The sequence below is a fragment of the Cellulosimicrobium sp. GQ32 genome (assembly GCF_059758455.1).
On record NZ_JCAXEP010000006.1, the window covers coordinates 89,295 to 109,716 of the forward strand.

The window sequence follows — 20,422 nt, forward strand, 5'->3', positions numbered from 1 at the left end:
CCCGCCAGGCCCGCCACGACGCGGCACCACCACCCACCCCGCCCGGCGTCGTCTCGGCCCGGTCGGTGCTCACCCGGGCGACCGCCCGTGGTGCCGTCTTCGCCTCGCCTCGCCTCGCCTCGCCTCGCATGCCATGCCATGCCATGCCGAAGGCCAGCGCAGTCCTGGCCGAGCCCGTCAGCCCGCCGTCGTGCGAGAGACGAGCTCACCGCGGTGGGCGATCGACCGTCGTCGAGCACGCGCCGGGTTGCGCTGGACGCGAGCACGGCACGACTGTTCGAGAAGGGCTCTACCTCGCGCGACCAGAGCTCTACCTCGCGCGACCAGGGTTCTACCTCGCGCGACCAGGGCTCTACCTCGCGCGACCACGGTTCTCCCTGGCGCAACGGGGGGTCTACCTGGCGCAACCGGGGCTCTACCTCGCGGGACCAGGGTTCTACCTCGGCGGGCGGTGCTCTGCCCGGTGGCCGTGGTGGCCACCGGGCAGGGTGGTCGGGTCCGTCCGGCGTCGGGTCAGGACTCGGTGGTGCCGTCCTGGGTGCCCGGGCGGCCCCCGCCGGTCCGGCCGCCCATGCCGCCGCCGGTCCACTCGCCCGCGACGGCGGTCACCGCGCCCGCGGGGGTGGTCACCGTGTAGGTCTCGCCGGCTGTCACGTCGGGCGTGGAGACGACGACGTTCGCGGTGTCCTTGGTGACCGCGTACTCCGTGAGGACGGTGCCGTCGGCGGTCGCGACCGTGACGGTGTCGCCCGCGCTCGCGGACACGTCCGCCGCGAGCCAGCCCTGCTCCGAGTCGGTCGACGGCACGACGACCATGCCCGCGCTGCCCGCCGCGAGGAGAGACCCGCCGCTGATCGTGAACGTGCCGTTGACGTCCAGCGCGCCGTTGCCGTCGTTCGTCGGACCCTGGACGACGATCTCGCCGCCCGTGACGGTGAGCGAGCCGTTCGAGTCGATGCCGTCGCCGCCGGCGTCGACGGTGAGGGTGCCGCCGGAGATCGTCAGCGTCGAACCGTCGTCGGTGTCCATGCCGCCACCCATGCCGCCGCCGGGGCCGCCCTGGGGCATCTCCGTGCCGTCGGGGAGCTCGCCGCCCTGCGGAGGCTCCGGCATCTGGCCGTCGGACGGCATCTCCGGCGGGGTGCCGCCGGCCGCGGCGCCGTCCCGGGGCTCGGGCGTCGTGCCGTCCGCGGACGCGGTCCCGTCGGGCGCCGACCCGGCCGCGGCGTCACCGTCGGTCGAGCCGTCACCGTTCGTGGAGCCGTCACCAGCCGTCGAGCCGTCGGCGCTCGTCGCGCCATCGGCCGCGGTCGCCGTCTCGTCGGTCGTCGACCCCACGGTCGCGTTGAGGCCGTCGTCGCTCGCCGTCACGTCGGCGTCGCCGCCGGAGATCGTGATGGCTGCGCCCTCGATGCCCTCGACGGACGTCGTGACGGTGAGGTCGCCGCCCGAGACGGTGACGTCCCCGTCGGCGTGGACGCCGTCGTCGCCGGACGACAGCTCGACGGTCCCGCCCGAGACGGAGACGGCGCCGTTCGAGTGCAGCGCGTCGTCGGCGGCGTCGACCGTGACCGCCGCGTCGTCGCCGACCACGACGCCGACGTCGCCCTGGAGGCCCTTCGCGGAGGCGTCCTCGGCGACGGTCGCGCCGGCACCGCCCGCGGCGGTCACGGACAGCGCCCCGCCGGAGACGATCACGTCGGTGACGGCCTGCACACCGTCGTCGCCCGACGCGACGGTGATCGTCCCGCCGCGCACGTCGACGAACCCGAGGGTCTCGTCGCCGTCCTCGGTCGACTTCAGCCCGTCCTTCGCGGCGGTGACGTCGAGGGTCCCGCCCGTGACGACGAGGTAGTCCTTGCCGCGGATCCCGTCGTCGCCCGCGTCGACCGTCAGCTCGCCGCCCGCGACGACGAGGCCGTCCTTGGAGACGATGCCGTCGTTCGCGTGCGACGTCACGGTGAGCGCCCCGTCGCCGCCGATCAGGAGGTCGGCCGTCGAGAAGAGCGCGCCGTCGGGCTCGCCGTCGGCGTCCTGGGCGGAGTACGTCTCGGCGTCGGTGAGGCTGTTGCTCGACCCGTCCGCGAGGACCACGGCGACCTTCTCCGCGTCCTGCACGTTCACGGCGGCGTTGGTCGTCGAGGTGATGTCCGCGCCGTCGAGCACGAGCTGGACCAGCCCGTCCTCCGCGGTGTCCACGACGACCTGCCCCTCCAGCGTGCCGCTCAGCACGTACGTGCCGGGGGCGGTGATCGTGACGGTCGAGCCGTCGACGGTCACGCCGTCGCCGTCCGACGTCGCGGTGTCGCCGTCGAGCGCGACGGTCTCCGCGGAGGACTCGTCGTACGCGAGGTCGCCGTCGTCCACCGTCACCTCGGCGTTGTCCGCGCGGGCCTCGTCGGGGGTCAGCCCGGCGACGGCGTCGGAGACGACGCTCGCGGTGGTCGTCGCGTTCGTGTCGGTCGAGGCGGTGTCGGTGGTCGCGCTGCTGCCCAGCACGGAGCAGCTGGCGAGGACGGCGGCCGCCGCGGCGGCGGTGAGAGTGGTCAGGGGTCGGCGGATGCGCATCAGAGGCTCCTGTCGTCGTGCCCGGGGGTGCAGGCGGGAGGGGTCGTGGTCCCCGCGGGCGCTGTCGCGCCGGGGGAGGGGGAGAGGTGGCGGCGGATCACGCGCCGCCACGGTCCGTCGGGCAGGTCGGGGCGCAGGAGCGCCAGGCCGGTGCCGTACTTGGAGAGCCGCTCGGGCCGGTGGCCGTGCCGCCACAGCAGGCGGTCGAGGTCCGACGGCGTCGAGCCGCCCTTCGTCTCGACCACCACCAGGTGCGGGACGGACCAGGAGAGCGGCGCGTGCGCGCCCGGCTGCTCGAGCTGCCACGCGAGGCCGGTGTCGACGGTGGCGCGCGCCGCGCCGTCGGCCCGGGGGAGCAGGAGCGTCGTGCGGCGGTACCGCGACACGAGGCCGGGGGCGAGCGCGTGCTCCGGGACGCCGTCGATGCCCTCGGCCGCGAGAGTCCGGCCGACGAACGTGCGGCCCGCGCCGAGCGCCGTCGGGCACTCGTCGTGCGCGACGCGCTGCTTGAGCGTCGTGCCGCGCGCGGCGCGGGTCTTGACCTCGAGGAAGCTCGTGCCCGAGTCCAGGTAGGTGCGCGTGCGGACCTTGAACCGCCGACGGCGTCGCGTCGCCGTGAGGCGGAACGACGCGAGGTCGGGGGTGTCGAAGTACACCGACTCGTACGCCGAGCTGCGCGCGCCGTCGATCTCGAGGACGCGGGCGGCGGTCGCGCGGGCGAGCGCGTCGAGGACCTCCACGGCGTCGTCGACCGGGAGGACATACTTGCGGTCGACCCGGGTGAGGAGCGCGGCAGCGTCTACGAGCTCGTCCAGGCCGATGCCGTCGAGCGGGTAGAGGACGGCGCGGACGCGGTCGTCGGCCGTCACGGTCCGGGGGCTCACGCGCGCACCCCGGTCCGCTCGGGAAGTGCAGCCTGTGCGGTCGCCCGGGTGAGGGGCGCGGAGGGTGCGGCCTCGCGCGAGGCCGGGAGCGCGGCGTCGGGCACGGGGAGGGGTGCGGCAGCCGCCGGGGTGGGCACCGCCGTCGCCCGACGGCGGGCACGCGGCTCGGTGTAGCGGACGTCCACCCAGGTGGTGTCGTTGACGAGGTCGAGGCGCTGGACGCTCACGCCGCGGACCTCGGCGCCGAGGAGCTCCTCGAGGTAGCGGGTGAGCTCGGCGCGGTCGGTGAGGGCGCGGTCGACGACGACGGTCTGGCTCTGCGCACGGCGCAGGACCCGCGGGTGGTCGACGACGGCCATCACGCCGACGACGAGCGCCATGCCCGCGAGGGACAGCCAGCCGGTCGTCGCGCCGAGGCCGCCGAGGAGGCCGAGCGCGAGGGCGGCGAAGTAGTAGGCGACCTCCGTCTGCGACAGCTCGGTCGAGCGGAGCCGGATGATCGACAGGACGCCGAAGAGCCCGAGCCCCAGCCCGGCGCCGACGCTGCTCGTCGCGAGCGTCGCCGCGACCGCGAGCACCCCCACGTTCACGCCGAGGTACGCGACCACGAGGTCGCGCCGGCGGTGCCGGGGGAAGTAGAGGCCGAACGCGAGGACGGTGACCGCGACGAGGTCGACGAGGTACAGGACGGGCTGGGACACGAGGCCTCCGGGTGCCGGGGCGCTGGGCGCCGTGGTCGAGGACGTTCCCATTCCGCCGGGGGAGTCTGTGCGGTCGCTGTGGAGGGCACGGGGTGCGTGTATGAGTCCCGTTCGGCCGGGCGTCGGCCGGAGCTCACGCGGGCCGCAGCGGCGCTCGCGGCCGCGTGACCGGGGTCACGGCCGCGCGCACAGGGGGCGATGTTAGCCTCACCTAAGTCACCGACGAGAGGTTGTCATGTCGACCACCACCGCGCCCGCACCGCGGCGCGCCCGCCCCCAGACGGTCCTCGAGGTCCTCGAGACCGCGTGGCTCTCCCCGCACCTCGTGCGCGTCGTCGCCGGGGGCGACGGGTTCGCCGCGTTCACGACGAACGAGCACACCGACAAGTACGTCAAGATCTACTTCGCCAAGCCTGAGCTCGGGCTCGAGCCGCCCTACGACCTCGCGGCGCTGCGCGAGACGCTCGCGCCCGAGGACGTGCCCGTCACCCGCACGTACACGGTGCGGTGGGTCGACGAGGCGGCGCAGCGGCTCGCGATCGACTTCGTCGTGCACGGCGACGAGGGCCTCGCCGGGCCGTGGGCCGCACGCGCCAAGCCGGGCGAGCGCATCGTCCTCTCCGGCCCCGGCGGCGGGTACGCGCCCGACCCGGCCGCCGACTGGCACCTGCTCGCGGGCGACGACTCCGCGCTCCCGGCGGTCGCCGCCGCGCTCGAGGCCATGCCGCGGGACGCCGTCGGGCACGCGATCCTGGAGGTCGGCTCCGAGGCGGACCGCCTCCCGCTCGAGGCGCCCGCCGGCGTCGAGGTCACCTGGGTGCCGCGCGGCGACGCGCCCGCCGGGACGACGACGCTCCTGCCCGACGCCGTCGCCGACCTCGCGTGGCGCGCGGGCCGCGTGCACGTCTTCGCGCACGGCGAGCGCGAGGCCATGAAGGCCCTGCGCCGCGTGTTCGCGGAGCGCGGCGTCCCGCGCGCTGACCTGTCGCTCTCCGGCTACTGGGCCTACGGCCGCGCGGAGGACCGCTTCCAGGCGGAGAAGCGCGAGCCCGTCGGCCAGATCTTCGAGGACTGAGGAGTTCCATGCACCGCACCGCACGCACCGTCCGCACCCGCCGCACCCTCGTGGGTGCGGTCGCCGTCGCGACGCTCGCCCTCACCGCCGCCTGCTCGGGCACCGACTCGGGCGGCGACGCCGACCAGGGCGACCCGTCGCCGTCGGACGCCGAGAGCGCCGAGGCGTTCCCCGTCACCATCCCCACCGCGTTCGGCGACGTCGAGATCCCCGAGGAGCCGGAGCGCGTCGTCGCCCTCGGCTGGGGCGACGCCGAGACGGCGCTCGCGCTCGGCGTCCAGCCCGTCGGGGCGAGCGACTGGCTCGCGTTCGGCGGCGACGGCGTCGGCCCCTGGCTCGACGGCGCGTACGACGAGTCGCCCGAGATCATCGGCACGCTCGAGCCGTCGTACGAGCAGATCGCCGTGCTCGACCCCGACGTCATCCTCGACGTGAAGTCGTCCGGCGACCCCGAGCGGTACCAGCGGCTCTCCGAGATCGCCCCGACCGTCGCCATCCCCGAGGGCGGCGAGGCCTACCTCACGCCCATGGAGGACCAGGTCGGCATGATCGCCGCCGCCCTCGGACGCAGCGAGGCCGGCGACGAGCTGCTCGCCGAGGTCGACGACGCGTTCGCCGCCGCGCGCGACGAGCACCCCGAGTTCGCGGGCAAGACCGCCGTCATCGGGTCGTACTGGGCCGAGGGCTTCGGTGCGTACGTCTCGACGTCCAGCCGCGGCGAGTTCATGCAGGGCCTCGGGTTCGAGACCAAGCCCGAGATCGACGAGGCCGCCGGCGAGGAGTTCTCCGCGAACCTCGGCACCGAGAACGTCGACCTGCTCGACGCCGACCTCACGGTGATCCAGCCCATCGGCTTCACCGCCGCCGACGTCGAGGCGCTCCCGATCTTCCAGACGGTGCCGTCCGTCGCCGACGGCCGCTACGTCGTGTTCGACGACAAGGATCTCTCCAACGCCTTCTCGCTCGGCACGCCCACGGCCGTGATCTACGCGATCGACAACGTCACCCCGCTGTTCGCCGAGGCGCTCGGCGGGAAGTGACGCCCGTGCCTCCGGCGGGTGCGTGACGCCCGCGCGGTCCGGCGGCGGGTGTTGCTCGACGGCGCGGGGCGGGCCGGGTGGTCCGGCTCCGCGCGGGCGTCGAGCGGGGCGTGAGTGACCCGGCGCAGGACCGGCTGACCGGCCGATTCGGTGTCCGGGGGTGTGACCAGGTATCCTTCCTGGGCCGGGTATCCCGGCGAGGTAGCGTGTCCGAGCGGCCTAAGGAGCACGCCTCGAAAGCGTGTGTGGGTGAAAGTCCACCGTGGGTTCAAATCCCACCGCTACCGCCACCCGAAGGGCCCCACCCGCAGAATTCTGCGGCTGTGGGGCCCTTCGTCATGTGGAGGTCACCGGAAACTCACCTGTTTGGCGCTCGGTGGTCGTCGCCCCCATCGCCGAGATCAGCTGGTCGATGACGACCCGCGGGTCCGGCGCCACGTGGGTGCGCTTCACGTAGTGCCGGACGGTCGTGCCCTCGTCGGCGTGGCCGAGCAGCGCCGTCGCGTTGCCGATTGTCGTCGAGTTCGCGACCTGCGTCGCCACGGTCCGGCGGAAGTCGTGCGGGGTGACCGTGGTGCCGATGGACGCCTGCGCCTCGCGGAGCTGGTCGCGCACTCGGCTGGGGGAGCGCGGAGTGGCCCGCGTGGACGGGAACATCAGGGCGTCCGGGCCGCCGTCCAGCCCGAGGTCCAGCGCCTCGCGGATCGCGGTGACGACGAACGCGGGGAGCGTGATCGTGCGCCGCGACGAGTCGGACTTCGGCTTGGGCTGCCGCACGAGCCGACCCTCGGCCCGGACGACGGTCCCGGTCACGGTGAGCGTCGGGACCTCGGCGTCGAGGTCGACGTCCGCCTCCCGCAGCGCCAGGCACTCCCCGATCCGCAGCCCGGTGCCGAGCATCGTGTCGACGATCTGCGGCAGGAGCGTGACGTTGCGTCGACCGCGCGCGAGGGCGGGGCGGTCTTCCCACTCGCGCACGGCCTTGCGCAGCAGCGCGATGTCCTCGAGCCCGAGCGTGCGCACCTCGGCCCGGCGCGGCTTGCGGACGGTGACCGCGTCGCGGACGGGGTTGAACGGCGCGGCCCCGTAGCGGACGCACAGCATCATGACCTGGGACATGACGTTGCGCGCCTGCCGAGCGGTGTCGAACTTCTGCGCCGTGCTCAGCGCCATGAGCACCCGGTTCACCGCCACGGGCGTGACCTCTCGGACCCGCAGCAGGCCGAACGCAGGCCGTAGGTCGCGTTCGAGGACGCCGCGGTACGTCTCCAGCGACTGCATGGTGATTTGGCCCTCGACGCGCTTCTCGGCGATCCAGTGGTCGAACACGACGCCCATGCGGGTCGCCGGGGTGATGGTCGCCGTCCCGGGGACAGTGGCCTCGCTGCTCGCTTGGTGCAGCTTGTCCTCCAGAGCCCGCTGCGCTGCCGCTCCCGAGGGTCCACGCGACTCGTACTTGTGCAGCACGCCAGCGAAGTCCCGGTACTGCGCCTGTGCCCGCCACACGCCGGGCGAGATCTCCTTGCGGCTGATCCGGCCCCACCGACCGGGCTCGATGGGCTTGCGTGCCATGCCTCAGCCCGCCGTGCCGGAGTCCGTCACGCGGTCGAGCCACTGCTCGACGTCGGCAGGCCGGTACCGGAGTCGTGCGCCGACCCGCACGACCTTGGGACCGCCGCCGCGGCTGGACCACGCGTACACGCAGTGCAGGCTCACGCCGAGGTACTCGGCCAGCTCCTCGGGCGTCATGAGCCGTGGCCTGCCGCTCGGCCTGTCCATCGTCGGGGTGTTGGTGGTGGTGCTCGTCATCGTGCTGCCTCCCTGCTTCCGTTCCGAACCGATGCCGTCGTGTGCGCCTTCCACTGCGCGTACTCGCGGGCGCGTGCTGCGGCCGCGTCGGCCAGCGCCTTGTCGCCCGGGTTGGTCCACCCGGAGCCTTCGTAGATCCAGGAGCCGACGACGAGGGTCGTCTCGTCGTCCTCGGCTAGCAGGCGCGCTTCAAGGTCGGCGACGTCCATCGGCGTGCCGTCGCGCTCGGCGTCGGCCTTGAGCCGCTGGAACCTCATGCGAGCGCGGCGCAGCCGCCCGAGCGGGATCGAGTAGCGCCGCGACTTGCTCGAGAAGTGGCCGCGGAAGCCCAGCATGTGCGCCCACTTCGCGAGCAGCCGGTACGGGCTGTCCGCGCACTGCCCGCAGACGCAGCCGTCGTCGTCCTCCGGGTCCGGCCCAGCGAGACCACGGCAGGCGGTGCGGGCGCGCTCGGCGAGCCACCGGCACGTGCGGACCATGCGCTGGTGGTGCGGGCGCGGTGCCGCGAGATCCGTGCCTGTGCCCTTGGTCGAGTACTTCGCGAGGTAGCCGGCCACCTGCTCGGGTCGAAGGTCGTCGGAGCCGTCGTCGTTCACCGGTACGCCAGTGCGCACGCACCGCACGTCGAGCTGCGTACCGAAGCGCAGCACGCGCGGGACGTCCGCACCGTCCACCGGAGGAGCCGTGACGGCCACCGCCCGAGCGGCAGCCCGCGTCGCGTGCGCGAGGGTCGATCCGTCGAGGGGAGCGGGGCTGCCCGGGCCGTCGCGACCGTCGAGGCGGATGAGGGCGTGGAAGTGCACGAGGCCGCGCACCTGGTACTCGGCGACCTTCGCGAACTGCACCGAGGCGACGGTGCCGAGCGTCGACTCGCGCACACCCAGGGCCTCGGCGACCTGACGCCGCAGCGCGATCGTGAAGCGCCGCCACAGCTCCGGGGCGTGCCACTGCCACACGACGGCCGAGTGCCAGTCGTAGCAGGCCTCGCACAGCGGCGACCCGACGACAGGGTCGCTGTCCGCGTGGTGAGCGGTGCATGCGCGCGGGCGACCGTGCGCGCACGTCTCGGTGCCGTGCGGACGGCAGCGCGCGGACCTGCCGTGCTTGGCGCGGGTGCCGTGCACGTGACCGAAGGACGGCGCGGTGAGCGTCGCGAAGACGAGCGGGTTGTCTGCGACGGTCGTCGGGACGGTCTTGCCGCCCAGGAGGCCTGCCCGGATCATCTCGAAGGTGTCACGCGCGTAGACGCGGGAGCAGGCCGGGCAGACGGACTCGCGCCGGTTGCCGCACGCGCGGTACAGGACGCCGAGCGGCGCGTCGTCGGAGCTGAACTGCGACAGCACCTCGCCCGTGGCCGCGTCGACGGTGGTCGAGGAGCCGCGCAGCCGGATCGGGTGAGAGCAGAAGCCCGTGCGGGCGGCGGCGTCGGAGAACGCGGCAGCGGTGCGGTCGCGCAGCCGTGCAGCGATTCCGGCGACCGCCGCCGGGGTGAGGTTCCCGAGGTCGAGCGGGGCGTCCAGCCCGAACCCCGGGAACCCACCCTGCGCGGGAGCGACGTCAGTCATCCGACGCCTCAGCGGCGGACGTGGTGCGGGTCGCCGTCTCGCGCGGCTTGCGGGGAGACCGCGGCTTGCGCGGCGCCCGCGGGGCCCGCTGCTCCTCGGCCGGAACCCGCGTGGGCGTGGTCGCCTTGTCGTCGGCGTCGGGAGTCGGCGGTCCGACGAAGATCGGCGGCGGCACGTACCGGTCGGGCGCCGGGTAGGTCTCGGCGACCATCCGGATGAACGTGTCCTCCCAGAAGTCCGCCCGCACCCGCTCCACATTCCCGTCGTCCGCGACCACGTAGCCCGTGCCGGGGTGGGCCGGGCTGATCTGGTGTGCGGGCGCGACATCGGCCATGCCCTCGCCGAGCACCATCGCCGTCTCGGACGCCGACCGCAGCCGCAGCGCGACGGTCTGCGTGAACAGGCCACGCATCGCCACAGTCTCCTTGCGCGGGTCCTGCACGAACGCGACGACGAGCACGCCGAGCGCCCGGCCTTGCGTGAGGACGCGCCGCAGCAGGTCCGACGCCTCGCTCTGCACCTGCTTGGACGCGTACGCGGTGAGGACGGCGAGCTCGTCGATGAGGAGTACGTGCACCGGGTCCCCGGGTGTCGGCACGAAGTCCCGCGTCCGCCCGTACATGGCCCGCTGCCGCTGGTCGACGACGGCGAGCAGGTCGCGCAGCGCGTCCACGGCCTGGTGTTCGTCCGTGCTGACCCGGTAGAACAGGCGGTCACCCATGCCGATCTCGATGCCGCCCTTGAGGTCGATGCCCCACAGCCGCACGAGGCTTGCCTGAACGGCCGGGGCGAGGTTCCCGGCGATGCCCCAGAAGATGGACCCCTTGCCGGAGCCGGAGCAGCCGACGACGAGCGTTTGCAGGCCGCGCAGCGTGAGCCGCCACCGGTTGCCGTCCTGGATACGGCCGAGCTGCACCCCGGTCGGGTCGACGTCGTTCGGGACCGTCGCGTAGAGCGGCTGGTCGAGCAGGTCGGCCATCGTCAGCACGATGTCGAGCACCCCGGGCCGCACGCGACGGCTTGTCGAGGCCTCCGCTCCCATGATCGTGCCGACCGCCTCGACGGCACCGCGCAGGTCGTCGAGCGTCTGACCGGAGCGAGCGCGAACTCGGATGGTCAGCGTGTTGTCGCGTGCTCGGACACGAAGCAGCCGCGGGACGGTTCGGTTCTCTCGGACGACGCGATCGGCGAGCCCGCAGGACTCCGCCATCGACGGCCACTGCCGACGCACGTACCGGCGCCACCGATGACGACGCAGCGGGCCGCCGAGCAGCGGTTCGTACGTCATCGGGCTGAACACCGCCCAGAACGCGCGGGCCAGGTTCCACACCGGGACAGACCAGTAGAGCGCCACCGACAGCCCGTCGTAGCCAAGTAGGCCGACCACGCCGCCCATGAATAGCGTCGCCGCGATCCACCGCCACGCCCGCACGGTCCACCGCAGCGCGAGCCATAGCGCTGCGAGGACTCGGCGAACCCCCTGCCAGAGCCGCGCGGTGATCACGCCGCGGCCTTCGGGGTCGTCTTCGAGGCGTCGCGGGCCTGGCCGGGCGCGACGAGGTCGGACGCGCGGAACGACCAGGCGATGCGGGGCCGCATCCCGTTGTCGTCGACGTAGGGGAGGGCCGTGAGGCCCACGAACTCGACGGGCGTCCACGGGAACCCGGACTTGTTCTCCGGCGGAACCGGCTGGTACTTCGCCGCGAACTTCACCGTCACGCCGATCTCCTTGCGGCCGGCGTCCTCGTCGCCGTCGATGACGACGCACTGCCACAGCGGCAGGCCCGTCTCCTTGTCGTGCTGCTGCGGGCGCGTGCCGTCCGGTCGCTGCGCCGCGTTAAAGTCCGCCACGGGCTCGACCTCCCCGCGCAGGAACGCACCCTTCGGGAACGCCACCGAGTGCTCGATGTCGAACCGCTGCTTCATCGCCATGCTGGCCACCTCCGTTTATGCCCCTAAACCCTGAGGTCGAGTGCCTACGAGGTGAGGTATAGGGGTCTAAACGAGAGGCTAGGGCTCTGCGGCGCCCGCGTCAAGGGGTCTAAACTCGGGGCGTGTCATCCACGGACGAGTTTGCCGACGTGCGGCGGGATCCTGACCCGATCCGCCGGGGCCGTCGCGCGACCGAACTGCTCGCTCTGTACCAGCAGCGCTCGACGGAACTCGCTCGCCTGCGCCGCGAAGCCCTAGAGGAGGCGCACCGGGATCTCGGATTGCCGTATAGCCAGATCGCGACCTCGCTCGGGATCACGAAGGGGCGCGTCACGCAGATCCGATCGACCGCGCCCGCTGCGGCACGCGCCCTGTTCGGCGTCGGGCCGGTCACGATCGTGACTCCTTACCGCTACCAGGTGACCGACCGTGAGCGTCCGCTCCTTGCCGCGGAGGACGTGGCCGCAGGCGAGGCAGCGAAACAACTCCTAGAGTCGTTCGACTTCGTCACGCGCTCGGCACAGGTGGGCCCGGACGACACCGAGCTTCCGAGCGGTGACCTCTTCGTCATCTGTGGACCGAAGTCGTCGCCTGCTGTCAGGCAGCTGCTCAACACCGATCCTCGCCTCACCATCGCCCAGGATGAAGACGGTTGGTACATCAAGGACCGCCAGGCACAGGTACGCCACCACTCGCCGAGCGACACAGGACGCGAAAACGCCGACGTGGCCTACGTCTCCCGGCGTACCGAGGGGGGACGGACGATCACTCATGTGGCGGGGCTTCATGCGATCGGCTCTCTCGGAGCGGTCGAGTACCTGACCGCCAACGCCGCGAACCTCTACGCCGCTTCCGCAGGCGACGACTTCTCGCTCCTGGTCGTGAGCAACTTCGACGGGCTCGCCATCATCGGGAGTGCGGCGACCAGTGAACCGCTGTGGTGGGATCGCTGATGCGGACCGAAACAGCAATGCTCCCTGACGCCAGTTCGTCACAAGACCGCATCTTCACGACCCCAAACGCTGTGATCATTCTTGATGGGGCCTCGGCCTTCGTCCCGGTAGACGTGTCGCCGTCCGCGTATGTCGACACGCTCGGGCGTTTCCTCGTCGAGGGGCTCATGAGCGAGCCGCGAATCTCCCTCACCGACGTGCTGGCACAGGCGATCGAGGAGTCAGCCCTTCTACTCGATCTCCGCCCAGGATCCGCACCGTCGAGCACCGTCGCCATCGCACGGCAGGACTACGACGCCCTCGACCTCCTCCTCCTGGGGGATAGCCAGATCGCAACGCCCCGCGGAGTCTACTCTGACGATAGAATTGCAAGTATTGGGTCCGACCTACGGAGCGCGTACCGTTCACGCCTCGCGGCGGGGCATGGGTACGACGGAACCCATCGCGAAATTCTCAGGGCACTGCAGGTCGAGCAGGCTAAACACCGAAACGTCGACGGTGGATACTGGATCGCAGAGGCTGTTCCAGAAGCGGCCCGCCACGCGATTACGTTGCGCGAAAGCTGCAACGCAATACCCTGGCTCGTCCTTTCTACCGACGGCGCCTATCGACCTATGCAACACCTCATGCTAGACGACTGGCACGTTATCGCCGGAAAGAACCAAAGCGAGCTGAATCGTTTGCTGTGCACACTGCACCAATGGGAAGCGCATCAGGACCCAGGCGGCATACTCCTGCCACGGGCCAAGCTCCACGACGACATGGCCATCGCAAGCGCAGGACTCATACTGAGAGGGCCCAAATTGCACCGGCCGGAAGAACAGGAGTGAACAACCCGCATGAAACTAACGCAGGTTCGCATTAAGGACTTCCGGAGTTTCGCCGGAGAGCACATCTTTGAAATAGGCGAAAACGCTAACTTCTTCGTCGGCCCAAACAACTGCGGGAAGTCGAATCTCATCGCTGCTATCGAGATGTGTCTCGACACCGGAGTGCAGTACGTTGCGCAGCGAGACAGGCCGGCAATGGCAAGTTCGATGGGAGCGCCGCGCAAAACCCGCATTACGCTAACCTTCAAGGTCGGAAAGACGCAACCAGAAAAGACCCTGATCGACCGGGCGAGAAGGTATGAACTGGCGGTGATCGCCCAGCGCGCGCCAGGCAAGGAGACTACGGCCAAGACCTTTTCTGACGATTCAGAGGTCCGACTTGTCACGACGTTCGATAAACTCGGGGCGCGTATCACGAGCTTCGGCGTAGCAGGCGCGGGCGCCGCATCCCTCGCCACCTCGGACGAGAAGCACCTCAAACTCGAAAGCCAATTCAGGGATACGGTGCGATTTGCTGTTGTTCACAGCGGTGAGGATCTCCAGAGTCTCCTGCGCGGCAAATTCCGCGAAATCCTTCATCTGGTCATCCAAGATCATCTCGGGGCCGAAATGGCCGCGGCGGAAGCGGCGCGCCAAAAATACCTTGACGAACTCAAACTGCAACTGCTCGAGCCGCTTCGAGGGCAAATCGAGTCACGTGTCTCAAGTCTCTTCTCCGAAATTGGCATCGCGACACTAGTCCCCGACGTCCCAACGCTGGCGGAGACGCTATCGGCCGTCGACGTCCAGCTTAGCGACATCGCTACAACGCAGTTGCAAGGTAAGGGAACCGGCGTGCGGGGCACGGTCCTCTTGGCCATGCTCCAGTACTTGGCTGAACAGAGCAGGCGGTCGCTTGTGCTCGCGATCGAGGAACCAGAGGCATTTCTCCACCCGGGCGCTCAGGAGTCGATCCGTGATCTTCTCGATGAACTCGCTGGCAGGCGGGAGGTTTCGCTGCTCGTAACGAGTCACTCGCCCTACGTCATCTCGCGAAGCGACGGCGCGCTCGTAACTGAGCTGACGAAGTCGGGTGCTGGCGAGACATATGGGAAAGCCGTGTCTAAGGGACGCGAAGACCGTTGGCAGGTGCTTTCCTCGCTCTACCGAGACTCGGGATTGTCGCAAGTTGTCGAAAGGAGTCTCAGCGTCCCTCAAGAGGCTAGTGCCGTGCTTGTCACCGAGGGATACACCGATGGGCTATTCCTAGAACATGCCTGTAGGGCGGCAGGTAGGGCCGATCTAGTCGAGAATCTTCACATTGTCCCGGCTAACGGAGCCTCGAAGCTGGTGCCAATGGCCGTGCTGACTGACGCGGCAACATCCCTCCCCGTCGTCGCACTGCTTGACTTCGACGAAAACGGACGCGCAGCCGAATCTAAGCTCAAGAGCTTCAACTGGAGCGATAAAAAGGGCGTGCTGTCGCTCAAAAAGTCTTCGGCATGGTGCTCGAAGCACGATATCGAAATTGAGGATCTGCTGCCAGCTGCGTTTGTCAGTGGAGTGATCGATGCTATTGGCGAGGATCGAGCGCTCGACGGAAAAGTTAAATGCGGCGACGAATGGCATTACAGGTGCAGTGAGGAGTGGAAGGAACTGGCGATACAGCGAATCTCGCAGTTGACAAGCGAGCTCGATCTTTCCGCGCTCGTTGAGCTTGGCGAAATCATTGGTAAGCGTGGCGATTCGATGCGTGCATCGGCCTAACTCAGCTAGGCTATTCTGCGACGCCGTGCGGCTCGACTTGCGATCCGGAATGCGGCGCGATCCAGTCGGACGGCACCGCGATGTAGTATTTTCGCGACCGAGGACGTGGCGCCGCCAACGGATTCTGGCCAACGCGGCGAGTGGCTCCTTCCTGCCTCGTTGTCGTCGCCACACGTGTCTATGTTGGGCCCGGTGACGAGCACGAGCAGCGCTGCAGCGCGGAGCGTCAAGGCCGCTTGAAAGGCTGACGCGTGACCGAGAAGACCGTGAGCCGCGTCGTCGCGGAGGTTCATGCCATGTGGGCCTAGCAACGCGTACCGCAGGAAGTGGGCCCAATCCGGATCGAGGGCTGCTTGCTCCAACCCTTCGAGTAGCCCATAAAGTCCTATGTATGCCCCTTTACTCTTTCCTTGTTGCGTTCGGTATATGGCGATATCATACTCGCGCAAGAGCGATCTCGCGGCCGTCTCGATTCGAGGCACTGCTACATAAAGCGCGCTATCGAAATCGCGATTCCAATAATGACAGATTGCCCGCGCGAGGGCATCGGCCAATTCGATGTTCTCGGCACCGCGTTCCACTAAATGCCGTCGGACGTCAGCAGTTTCTGGGACCCCGTAGGTCTCAGCGACTCGAGAGAGACCAGAAGCTAGAAGTTCACCGAAAACTGCCACGGCGAAACTGGTGTGCCATCCGAGTGCGCGACCGTAGTCATTCCCGGGGCTAGAATAGTAGGGAAGTCCCTCGTTCGTCAGGCTGACGCTTTGGAAGAGGGTGTGCAGGTGTCCCTCTGCAAGGTACTCCCGCGTTCTCTTCTCGAGGTCTGCCTTTGAGCCGGTCGGCGATGGTGAGAAAAGAAACCGATCGAGCCCGTCGCGCCACGAACGCCCGCGTGTGTATCTGTCGAGCAATGACTCGCGCTCGTGAATCGGAACTTCTTGAATGGTCTCGATCCGCTCGAGTCCTAGGTCTTCCGCGTCGATATTCTGTAGCGCGACTGTCGCCCTGGTCGCAAGATCGGTATACCCGTACCTGCTGGCCACAGCGATCGCGTCCTGCAGTCGAATTTGTTTCAAAATTCCGTCAGGTGTCGTCTCCGCGAGCTGGACGAGCATTTCCGAATGGTGGCGCCGGATTCGATCGAGATCTGCTTCGTCCGACGCAGTCCGTTCCAAGAGGCGGCTAACGCGGCTGGAGTCGTGCATCATGTAGGCATGCAGAGCCTTTTCGAGGAGTTCCCGAGTTTTGGCTGTTTGGCCCTCCGGGTGCACCATCCCTTTCATAGGCTGGCTTGTAAGAATCTCGAGTAGCGGCAGCGTTACTCCCGGAATGTACTCACCACTTTCGATCCCAGTTTCTGCAGCGGAGATTGCCATCTTCTCGGCGGCGGCCACCCGCGGCCGATCGCGGAGCTTTCGGGCGATGTCCCATGCGCGCAGGATGGTCTCAGTCTGGTGCAGGCCCGGTTCGCGATCCTCGGCGTCTTCAAGATATGCGTCCACGGCACTCTTGCCATAAATGTGTCGAGTGCCTTCCGCATGTGTCCAAAGCAGGTCGTGGACGCGGGCCCTGGCTGCTGGCCCAGAGAGAAGGGGCGTCAGGTGCGCCCAGAATTGGAGGACCTCGGGCGTGATCGCGTCCACGAGTCGCGCGAGCGGAACCAGCTCGGTGGCCGTGGTTGGTTCCCCCACTAGTCTTATCTGGTGGTACCCAATCCTGACAGTCTCGACTGCCAGCGGCTCGCCATCAGGAATCCCGAGGCTCGTGAACTGACTCTGGATCTCCCGTGCGACGTGCCAGCGTTCAGCCGTTTGGAAGCCAGCCTCGACGGCAGGTGCGGCGATGCGCGCGTGCTCCGGGTCAAAGATGTAGGAGCGGGGGTTTGGCGTTTCCTCGCTGGCGTCGTCAGGGGATGAGGTCTCGTGCGCGGTCACGTGTGGAGGGTCCCATGCGCATCCCACGTGCGTGTAGGCGGGCCCACGTCGGGCGCGCGGGGTGATCCGTCCGTGACAACTTTCCATACTGTCTCAAGGAGCGCGCGCCCCGAGCTCGGCGCCCGCTCGGCGTCGTCCACGGACAGCGAGACGACGCGCGGCGGCTTGCCGCGCGTCGTCCATGGGTATTTGGTGGCGCCCCCGCCATCGTGCCGAAGGCGACGACGTCGCGACGGCCAGTTGCGCGGCCTCCCGGTGGGGCCCCGCGCTCCGCTCGCTGCGCTCGCTACGCGCACCCCACCGCTCGACCGCGCTGCCCGACCGCCGCGTCGTCGTCGCTGGGGAGCGGTACCGGGGTTGCGCTCCGTAACCTGCGGACGGTCACGGCGGGCGGCACCCGTAGCCCCGTGCGTGCCGCTGCCGCCTACCAACCGCCCGCGCGTCGGAGCCTTCGAGCTCCGGAAGCCATGGGTATTTGGTGGCGCCCCGTGTGCCTGAGGGGTTCCGCGATGCGTCTCCGCAGGTCAAGCCATGTTCATTTGGTGGCGCCCCACCTTGCTCCGGAGCCGGATGCCGGAAGATCGGGGCCACCGGACCGTGGGCGACGCGCACCGCCATGTCTCTTGCGCGACCCTTCTGGATCACGCTCGCCCCCATGTACATCTGGTGGCGCATCGCGAGGGCGACGTGGCCCGATCTCCGGTATATGCGCAGGTCGGGCCATGGGTATTTGGTGGCGCCCCCGGGCTTCGCCCCGAAGCCGGGGCGCCGCTCCGCAGGGGCGACCGGCTCTGCTTCCCTCCGGCTGTAGCCGGATGCCTCACCTCTTTCCCTCCGTTTTGGCGACAGATCCCGTGCCCCAAGACGCAGACCAGTCCAGACTGCTCCTGAGTATCGCCGCAGGTCAGCTGCGTTTCCTTCCGGGTTCGACCTACGACGTCGAAGGCGACCATCCAAGCCCACCGCTACCGCCACCCGAAGGGTCCCACCCGCAGAATCCTGCGGCTGTGGGGCCTTTCGTCGTACCCGAGCCGAACTCGACGAGCTTTCGTCGGCGTCGGGCTGGATCGACAACTGAGCCGTGTGACCTCCTGGAACTCCCGCGGGGCCGCGCTCAGGCTCTTCCGGCGAAGAGGTGGTGGAGGTGCTGGTCGATGGCTGCCATTGCGGCTTGGGGCTTGATCACCTCGAGCTCGAGCAGCGGAGTGAACCCGGTCAGCGCGAGGAGAAGATCCGTCTCGATGTCCGGGTCGCGGTCCGGTGCGATCTGGCCCTGGGTGATCGCGTCCCGGACGAGCTGTGTGACCAGGGCGCGGCCGTCGCGGAGCCCGAGGCTCGCCTGCTCGCGCAGTGCGGGGTCGTGCAGCGCCTCCAGGACGTACGCGGCGCTCATGCGACTCGACGCCCGCGCGTCGGGACCCAACGGAAGCATCTCGACGAGGACCAGCCGGAGCACGTCCCGCGGGTGCGGGGGCTGGTCGAGCGCGGCCAGCCCGCGTGCGACCCGGTCGGCGGTCTGCTCGGCGGCGAACTCCATCGCGAAGGTCAACAGCTCGGTGCGTGATGCGAAGTAGTGCTGCACGTGCCCCAGCGAGACTCCGGCTTCGCTCGCGACCTCGCGCATCGTGGCCTTGATCCAGCCCTGCTGGTCGACGACGCGCCACAGCGCACGCGCGATCGCCGCGCGACGCTCCTGGTGGTCCACCAGTTTCGGCACTCAGACCCTCCCTCGTTGACGATACCCGTGACACAATACAGCCGTATGGTCAATGACGGAACGGAGGAGCGATGACCGACCCGCACCCACCCCCGGCGTTCTTCAACCCCTACGCGGTCGCCATCGACGACGAGGTGGCGATCGCCCTGCTGGCCGACATGCACGTCCGCAGAGCGATCGAACGCGGCGAGTTCGACGACCTCCCAGGCAGCGGCAAGCCGCTCCCCATGCCCGACCGCTACGACCCCGACTGGTGGCTGAAGAACCTCGTCAAGCGCGAGCGGCTCGTGGTCCTGCCACCGTCCATCGAGCTGCGCAGAGAAGACGCCGCGCTCGACGAACGCCTCGACGAGATCTGGGTCGAGGAAGACGTGCGGCACGAGGTCGAGGAGTTCAACCGGCGCGTGCTGCGCGGCCGCTATCAGCCGCCCGCCGGCCCACCCCTGGTCACCATGCCCCGGGACGTCGACGAGACGGTCGCCGCATGGGCACGCCGCCGGGCGGCACGTGCCGCTGAGGCGGAGGCGAGGGCGCGCGCGAACGCGCCTGCCAAGGGTCGACGTCGTCGTCGGCGCTTACTGGCACGGCCCCGTTAGGGCACGTTCGCCTCAGAGACCGACCTCAGCCGCCGCGGCGCGCAGTGCGTCGGCGGACCGGTGTAGCGCGGTGAGCTCGGCGTCGGACATGGGCGTCGGTAGCAAGGTTCCGGCGCCGTCGTGGCTGACCATGGTCGGGACGGAGAGGCACACGTCGTCGATGCCTCGGTACCCGCTCACGAGCGAGGAGACCGGCATGATGCGGTGCTCGTCGTTGGTGATCGCCTCGACGATGCGGGAGGCCGCGAGGCCGATCGCGTAGGCGGTCGCGCCCTTGCCCGCGATGATGTCGTAGGCGGAGTGGACGACGTCGTGCGCGATGGCGTCGCGGACCTCCTGGGTCAGGGGTCCCCGACCGTCGAACGGGTCGAGCTCCAGGAGCGGCACGCCGCCGATCGTCGCGGACGACCACAGCGGCACGGCGGTGTCGCCGTGCTCGCCCGCGACGTAGGCGTGAACGTTCTGCACGGCCACGCCGACGTGGTCGGCGATGAGGTAGCGGAACCGCGAGGAGTCCAGCACTGCGCCGGAGCCGAGCACCTGCGCGCGCGGCAGCCCGGAGAACCGCAGGGCGGCGTAGGTGACGACGTCCACCGGGTTGGTGACCATGAGGTACACGGCCTGGGGTGCGACCTCGACGAGCTGGGGCATGAGCGTGCGCGCCAGGCCGACGGTCCGGGCCGCGAGGTCCATGCGCGTCTGGCCGGGCTGCTGCTTGGCGCCCGCCGTGACGACGACGACGTCCGCACCCGCGCACACCGCGACGTCGTCGGAGCCCTCCACGCGCGCCATGGGCATGAACTGGATGCCGTGCGCGAGGTCGAGGGCCTGTGCGCGGACCTTGGCCGTGTCGACGTCGTACAGCGCGACCTCGCGCGCCGCCCCGCGGATCAGGACGGCGTAGGCCAGGGTTGCCCCGACCGAGCCAGCCCCGACGACGGCGACCTTCGCCGTCGTGCCTGTCTGGATCCCGCCTGTCCCGGTCCTCGTCTCGCCGGTCTGGATGTCGCTCCGCTCCTGCCTCACCGCAGTCACTCCCTCGTCGCGTGCGTCGCATGAGAAGTACGGGCCG

17 protein-coding genes and 1 tRNA gene are annotated in these 20,422 nt (G+C 69.7%); 7 read left to right on the forward strand and 11 right to left on the reverse strand.

Annotation, left to right across the window (positions count from 1 at the left end; genetic code table 11):
- Nucleotides 1-513 precede the first annotated feature (513 nt).
- The 3 genes from AC6CH9_RS11640 to AC6CH9_RS11650 are packed head-to-tail and all read right to left on the reverse strand — an operon-like array spanning nt 514 to nt 4,153.
- Complete coding sequence (locus tag AC6CH9_RS11640; RefSeq protein ID WP_498155026.1) at nt 514-2,568, reverse strand: carbohydrate-binding domain-containing protein; 2,055 nt, start codon at nt 2,566-2,568, stop codon at nt 514-516.
- Entirely contained in the window at nt 2,568-3,452 is an 885-nt protein-coding gene (locus AC6CH9_RS11645) for a polyphosphate polymerase domain-containing protein (protein ID WP_498155027.1), read from the reverse strand. The genes AC6CH9_RS11640 and AC6CH9_RS11645 overlap by 1 nt, the downstream gene beginning before the upstream one ends.
- The gene (locus AC6CH9_RS11650; protein WP_498155028.1) at nt 3,449-4,153 is read right to left on the reverse strand and encodes a DUF4956 domain-containing protein; all 705 of its coding nucleotides are present in this window, start codon (nt 4,151-4,153) and stop codon (nt 3,449-3,451) included. The genes AC6CH9_RS11645 and AC6CH9_RS11650 overlap by 4 nt, the downstream gene beginning before the upstream one ends.
- A 235-nt stretch (nt 4,154-4,388) precedes the next feature.
- Here AC6CH9_RS11650 and AC6CH9_RS11655 point away from each other — a divergent pair, with 235 nt between their 5' ends.
- From AC6CH9_RS11655 to AC6CH9_RS11665, 3 genes are all read left to right on the forward strand, one after another.
- Nucleotides 4,389-5,228 (forward strand): siderophore-interacting protein, encoded by an 840-nt coding sequence (locus tag AC6CH9_RS11655; protein ID WP_498155029.1) that lies wholly within the window; start codon nt 4,389-4,391, stop codon nt 5,226-5,228.
- A gap of 8 nt (nt 5,229-5,236) precedes the next feature.
- Nucleotides 5,237-6,268: an iron-siderophore ABC transporter substrate-binding protein gene (locus AC6CH9_RS11660; RefSeq protein WP_498155030.1), complete on the forward strand. Its 1,032-nt coding sequence runs from the start codon at nt 5,237-5,239 to the stop codon at nt 6,266-6,268.
- A 200-nt stretch (nt 6,269-6,468) separates the two neighbouring features.
- Nucleotides 6,469-6,558 (forward strand) — tRNA-Ser (locus AC6CH9_RS11665).
- Between the two features lie 46 nt (nt 6,559-6,604).
- Here AC6CH9_RS11665 and AC6CH9_RS11670 read toward each other — a convergent pair.
- The 5 genes from AC6CH9_RS11670 to AC6CH9_RS11690 form a co-directional block, all read right to left on the reverse strand.
- Nucleotides 6,605-7,840: a tyrosine-type recombinase/integrase gene (locus AC6CH9_RS11670; RefSeq protein WP_498155031.1), complete on the reverse strand. Its 1,236-nt coding sequence runs from the start codon at nt 7,838-7,840 to the stop codon at nt 6,605-6,607.
- A gap of 3 nt (nt 7,841-7,843) precedes the next feature.
- Nucleotides 7,844-8,077: a helix-turn-helix transcriptional regulator gene (locus AC6CH9_RS11675; RefSeq protein WP_082379835.1), complete on the reverse strand. Its 234-nt coding sequence runs from the start codon at nt 8,075-8,077 to the stop codon at nt 7,844-7,846.
- A complete protein-coding gene (locus AC6CH9_RS11680; protein WP_498155032.1) occupies nt 8,074-9,642 on the reverse strand; it encodes a replication initiator in 1,569 nt (522 codons plus the stop codon). The genes AC6CH9_RS11675 and AC6CH9_RS11680 overlap by 4 nt, the downstream gene beginning before the upstream one ends.
- Nucleotides 9,635-11,038, reverse strand: a complete 1,404-nt coding sequence (locus tag AC6CH9_RS11685; protein WP_498155033.1) for an FtsK/SpoIIIE domain-containing protein — start codon at nt 11,036-11,038, stop codon at nt 9,635-9,637. Before AC6CH9_RS11685 ends, AC6CH9_RS11680 begins: the two co-directional genes overlap by 8 nt.
- A 104-nt stretch (nt 11,039-11,142) precedes the next feature.
- The gene (locus tag AC6CH9_RS11690) at nt 11,143-11,574 is read right to left on the reverse strand and encodes a plasmid replication, integration and excision activator (RefSeq protein WP_498155034.1); all 432 of its coding nucleotides are present in this window, start codon (nt 11,572-11,574) and stop codon (nt 11,143-11,145) included.
- Between the two features lie 122 nt (nt 11,575-11,696).
- Between AC6CH9_RS11690 and AC6CH9_RS11695 the strand changes: the two genes are divergently transcribed.
- The 3 genes from AC6CH9_RS11695 (at nt 11,697) to AC6CH9_RS11705 (ending at nt 15,103) form a co-directional block, all read left to right on the forward strand.
- Nucleotides 11,697-12,527 carry a hypothetical protein gene (locus tag AC6CH9_RS11695; protein WP_498155035.1) on the forward strand — a complete coding sequence of 277 codons (831 nt, stop codon included), beginning with the start codon at nt 11,697-11,699 and terminating at the stop codon, nt 12,525-12,527.
- 71 nt (nt 12,528-12,598) lie between these two features.
- Nucleotides 12,599-13,357, forward strand: coding sequence for a hypothetical protein (locus AC6CH9_RS11700; RefSeq protein ID WP_498155036.1), 759 nt, complete (start codon nt 12,599-12,601; stop codon nt 13,355-13,357).
- Between the two features lie 9 nt (nt 13,358-13,366).
- Nucleotides 13,367-15,103, forward strand: coding sequence for an ATP-dependent nuclease (locus AC6CH9_RS11705; protein WP_498155037.1), 1,737 nt, complete (start codon nt 13,367-13,369; stop codon nt 15,101-15,103).
- Nucleotides 15,104-15,108: 5 nt separating this feature from the next.
- On the opposite strand, the gene AC6CH9_RS11710 is transcribed toward AC6CH9_RS11705, so the two are convergent.
- Nucleotides 15,109-17,037, reverse strand: a complete 1,929-nt coding sequence (locus AC6CH9_RS11710) for a DUF7380 domain-containing protein (protein ID WP_498155038.1) — start codon at nt 17,035-17,037, stop codon at nt 15,109-15,111.
- Between the two features lie 1,114 nt (nt 17,038-18,151).
- Nucleotides 18,152-18,754, reverse strand: a complete 603-nt coding sequence (locus AC6CH9_RS11715) for a TetR/AcrR family transcriptional regulator (RefSeq protein ID WP_498155039.1) — start codon at nt 18,752-18,754, stop codon at nt 18,152-18,154.
- Nucleotides 18,755-18,825: 71 nt separating this feature from the next.
- On the opposite strand from AC6CH9_RS11715, the gene AC6CH9_RS11720 reads away from it, so the two are divergent.
- Nucleotides 18,826-19,350, forward strand: a complete 525-nt coding sequence (locus AC6CH9_RS11720) for a DnaJ family domain-containing protein (RefSeq protein WP_498155040.1) — start codon at nt 18,826-18,828, stop codon at nt 19,348-19,350.
- Between the two features lie 12 nt (nt 19,351-19,362).
- Here the strand turns inward: AC6CH9_RS11720 and AC6CH9_RS11725 are convergent, their stop codons facing one another.
- Nucleotides 19,363-20,355, reverse strand: a complete 993-nt coding sequence (locus AC6CH9_RS11725; protein WP_498155192.1) for an L-lactate dehydrogenase — start codon at nt 20,353-20,355, stop codon at nt 19,363-19,365.
- Nucleotides 20,356-20,422: the final 67 nt, after the last annotated feature.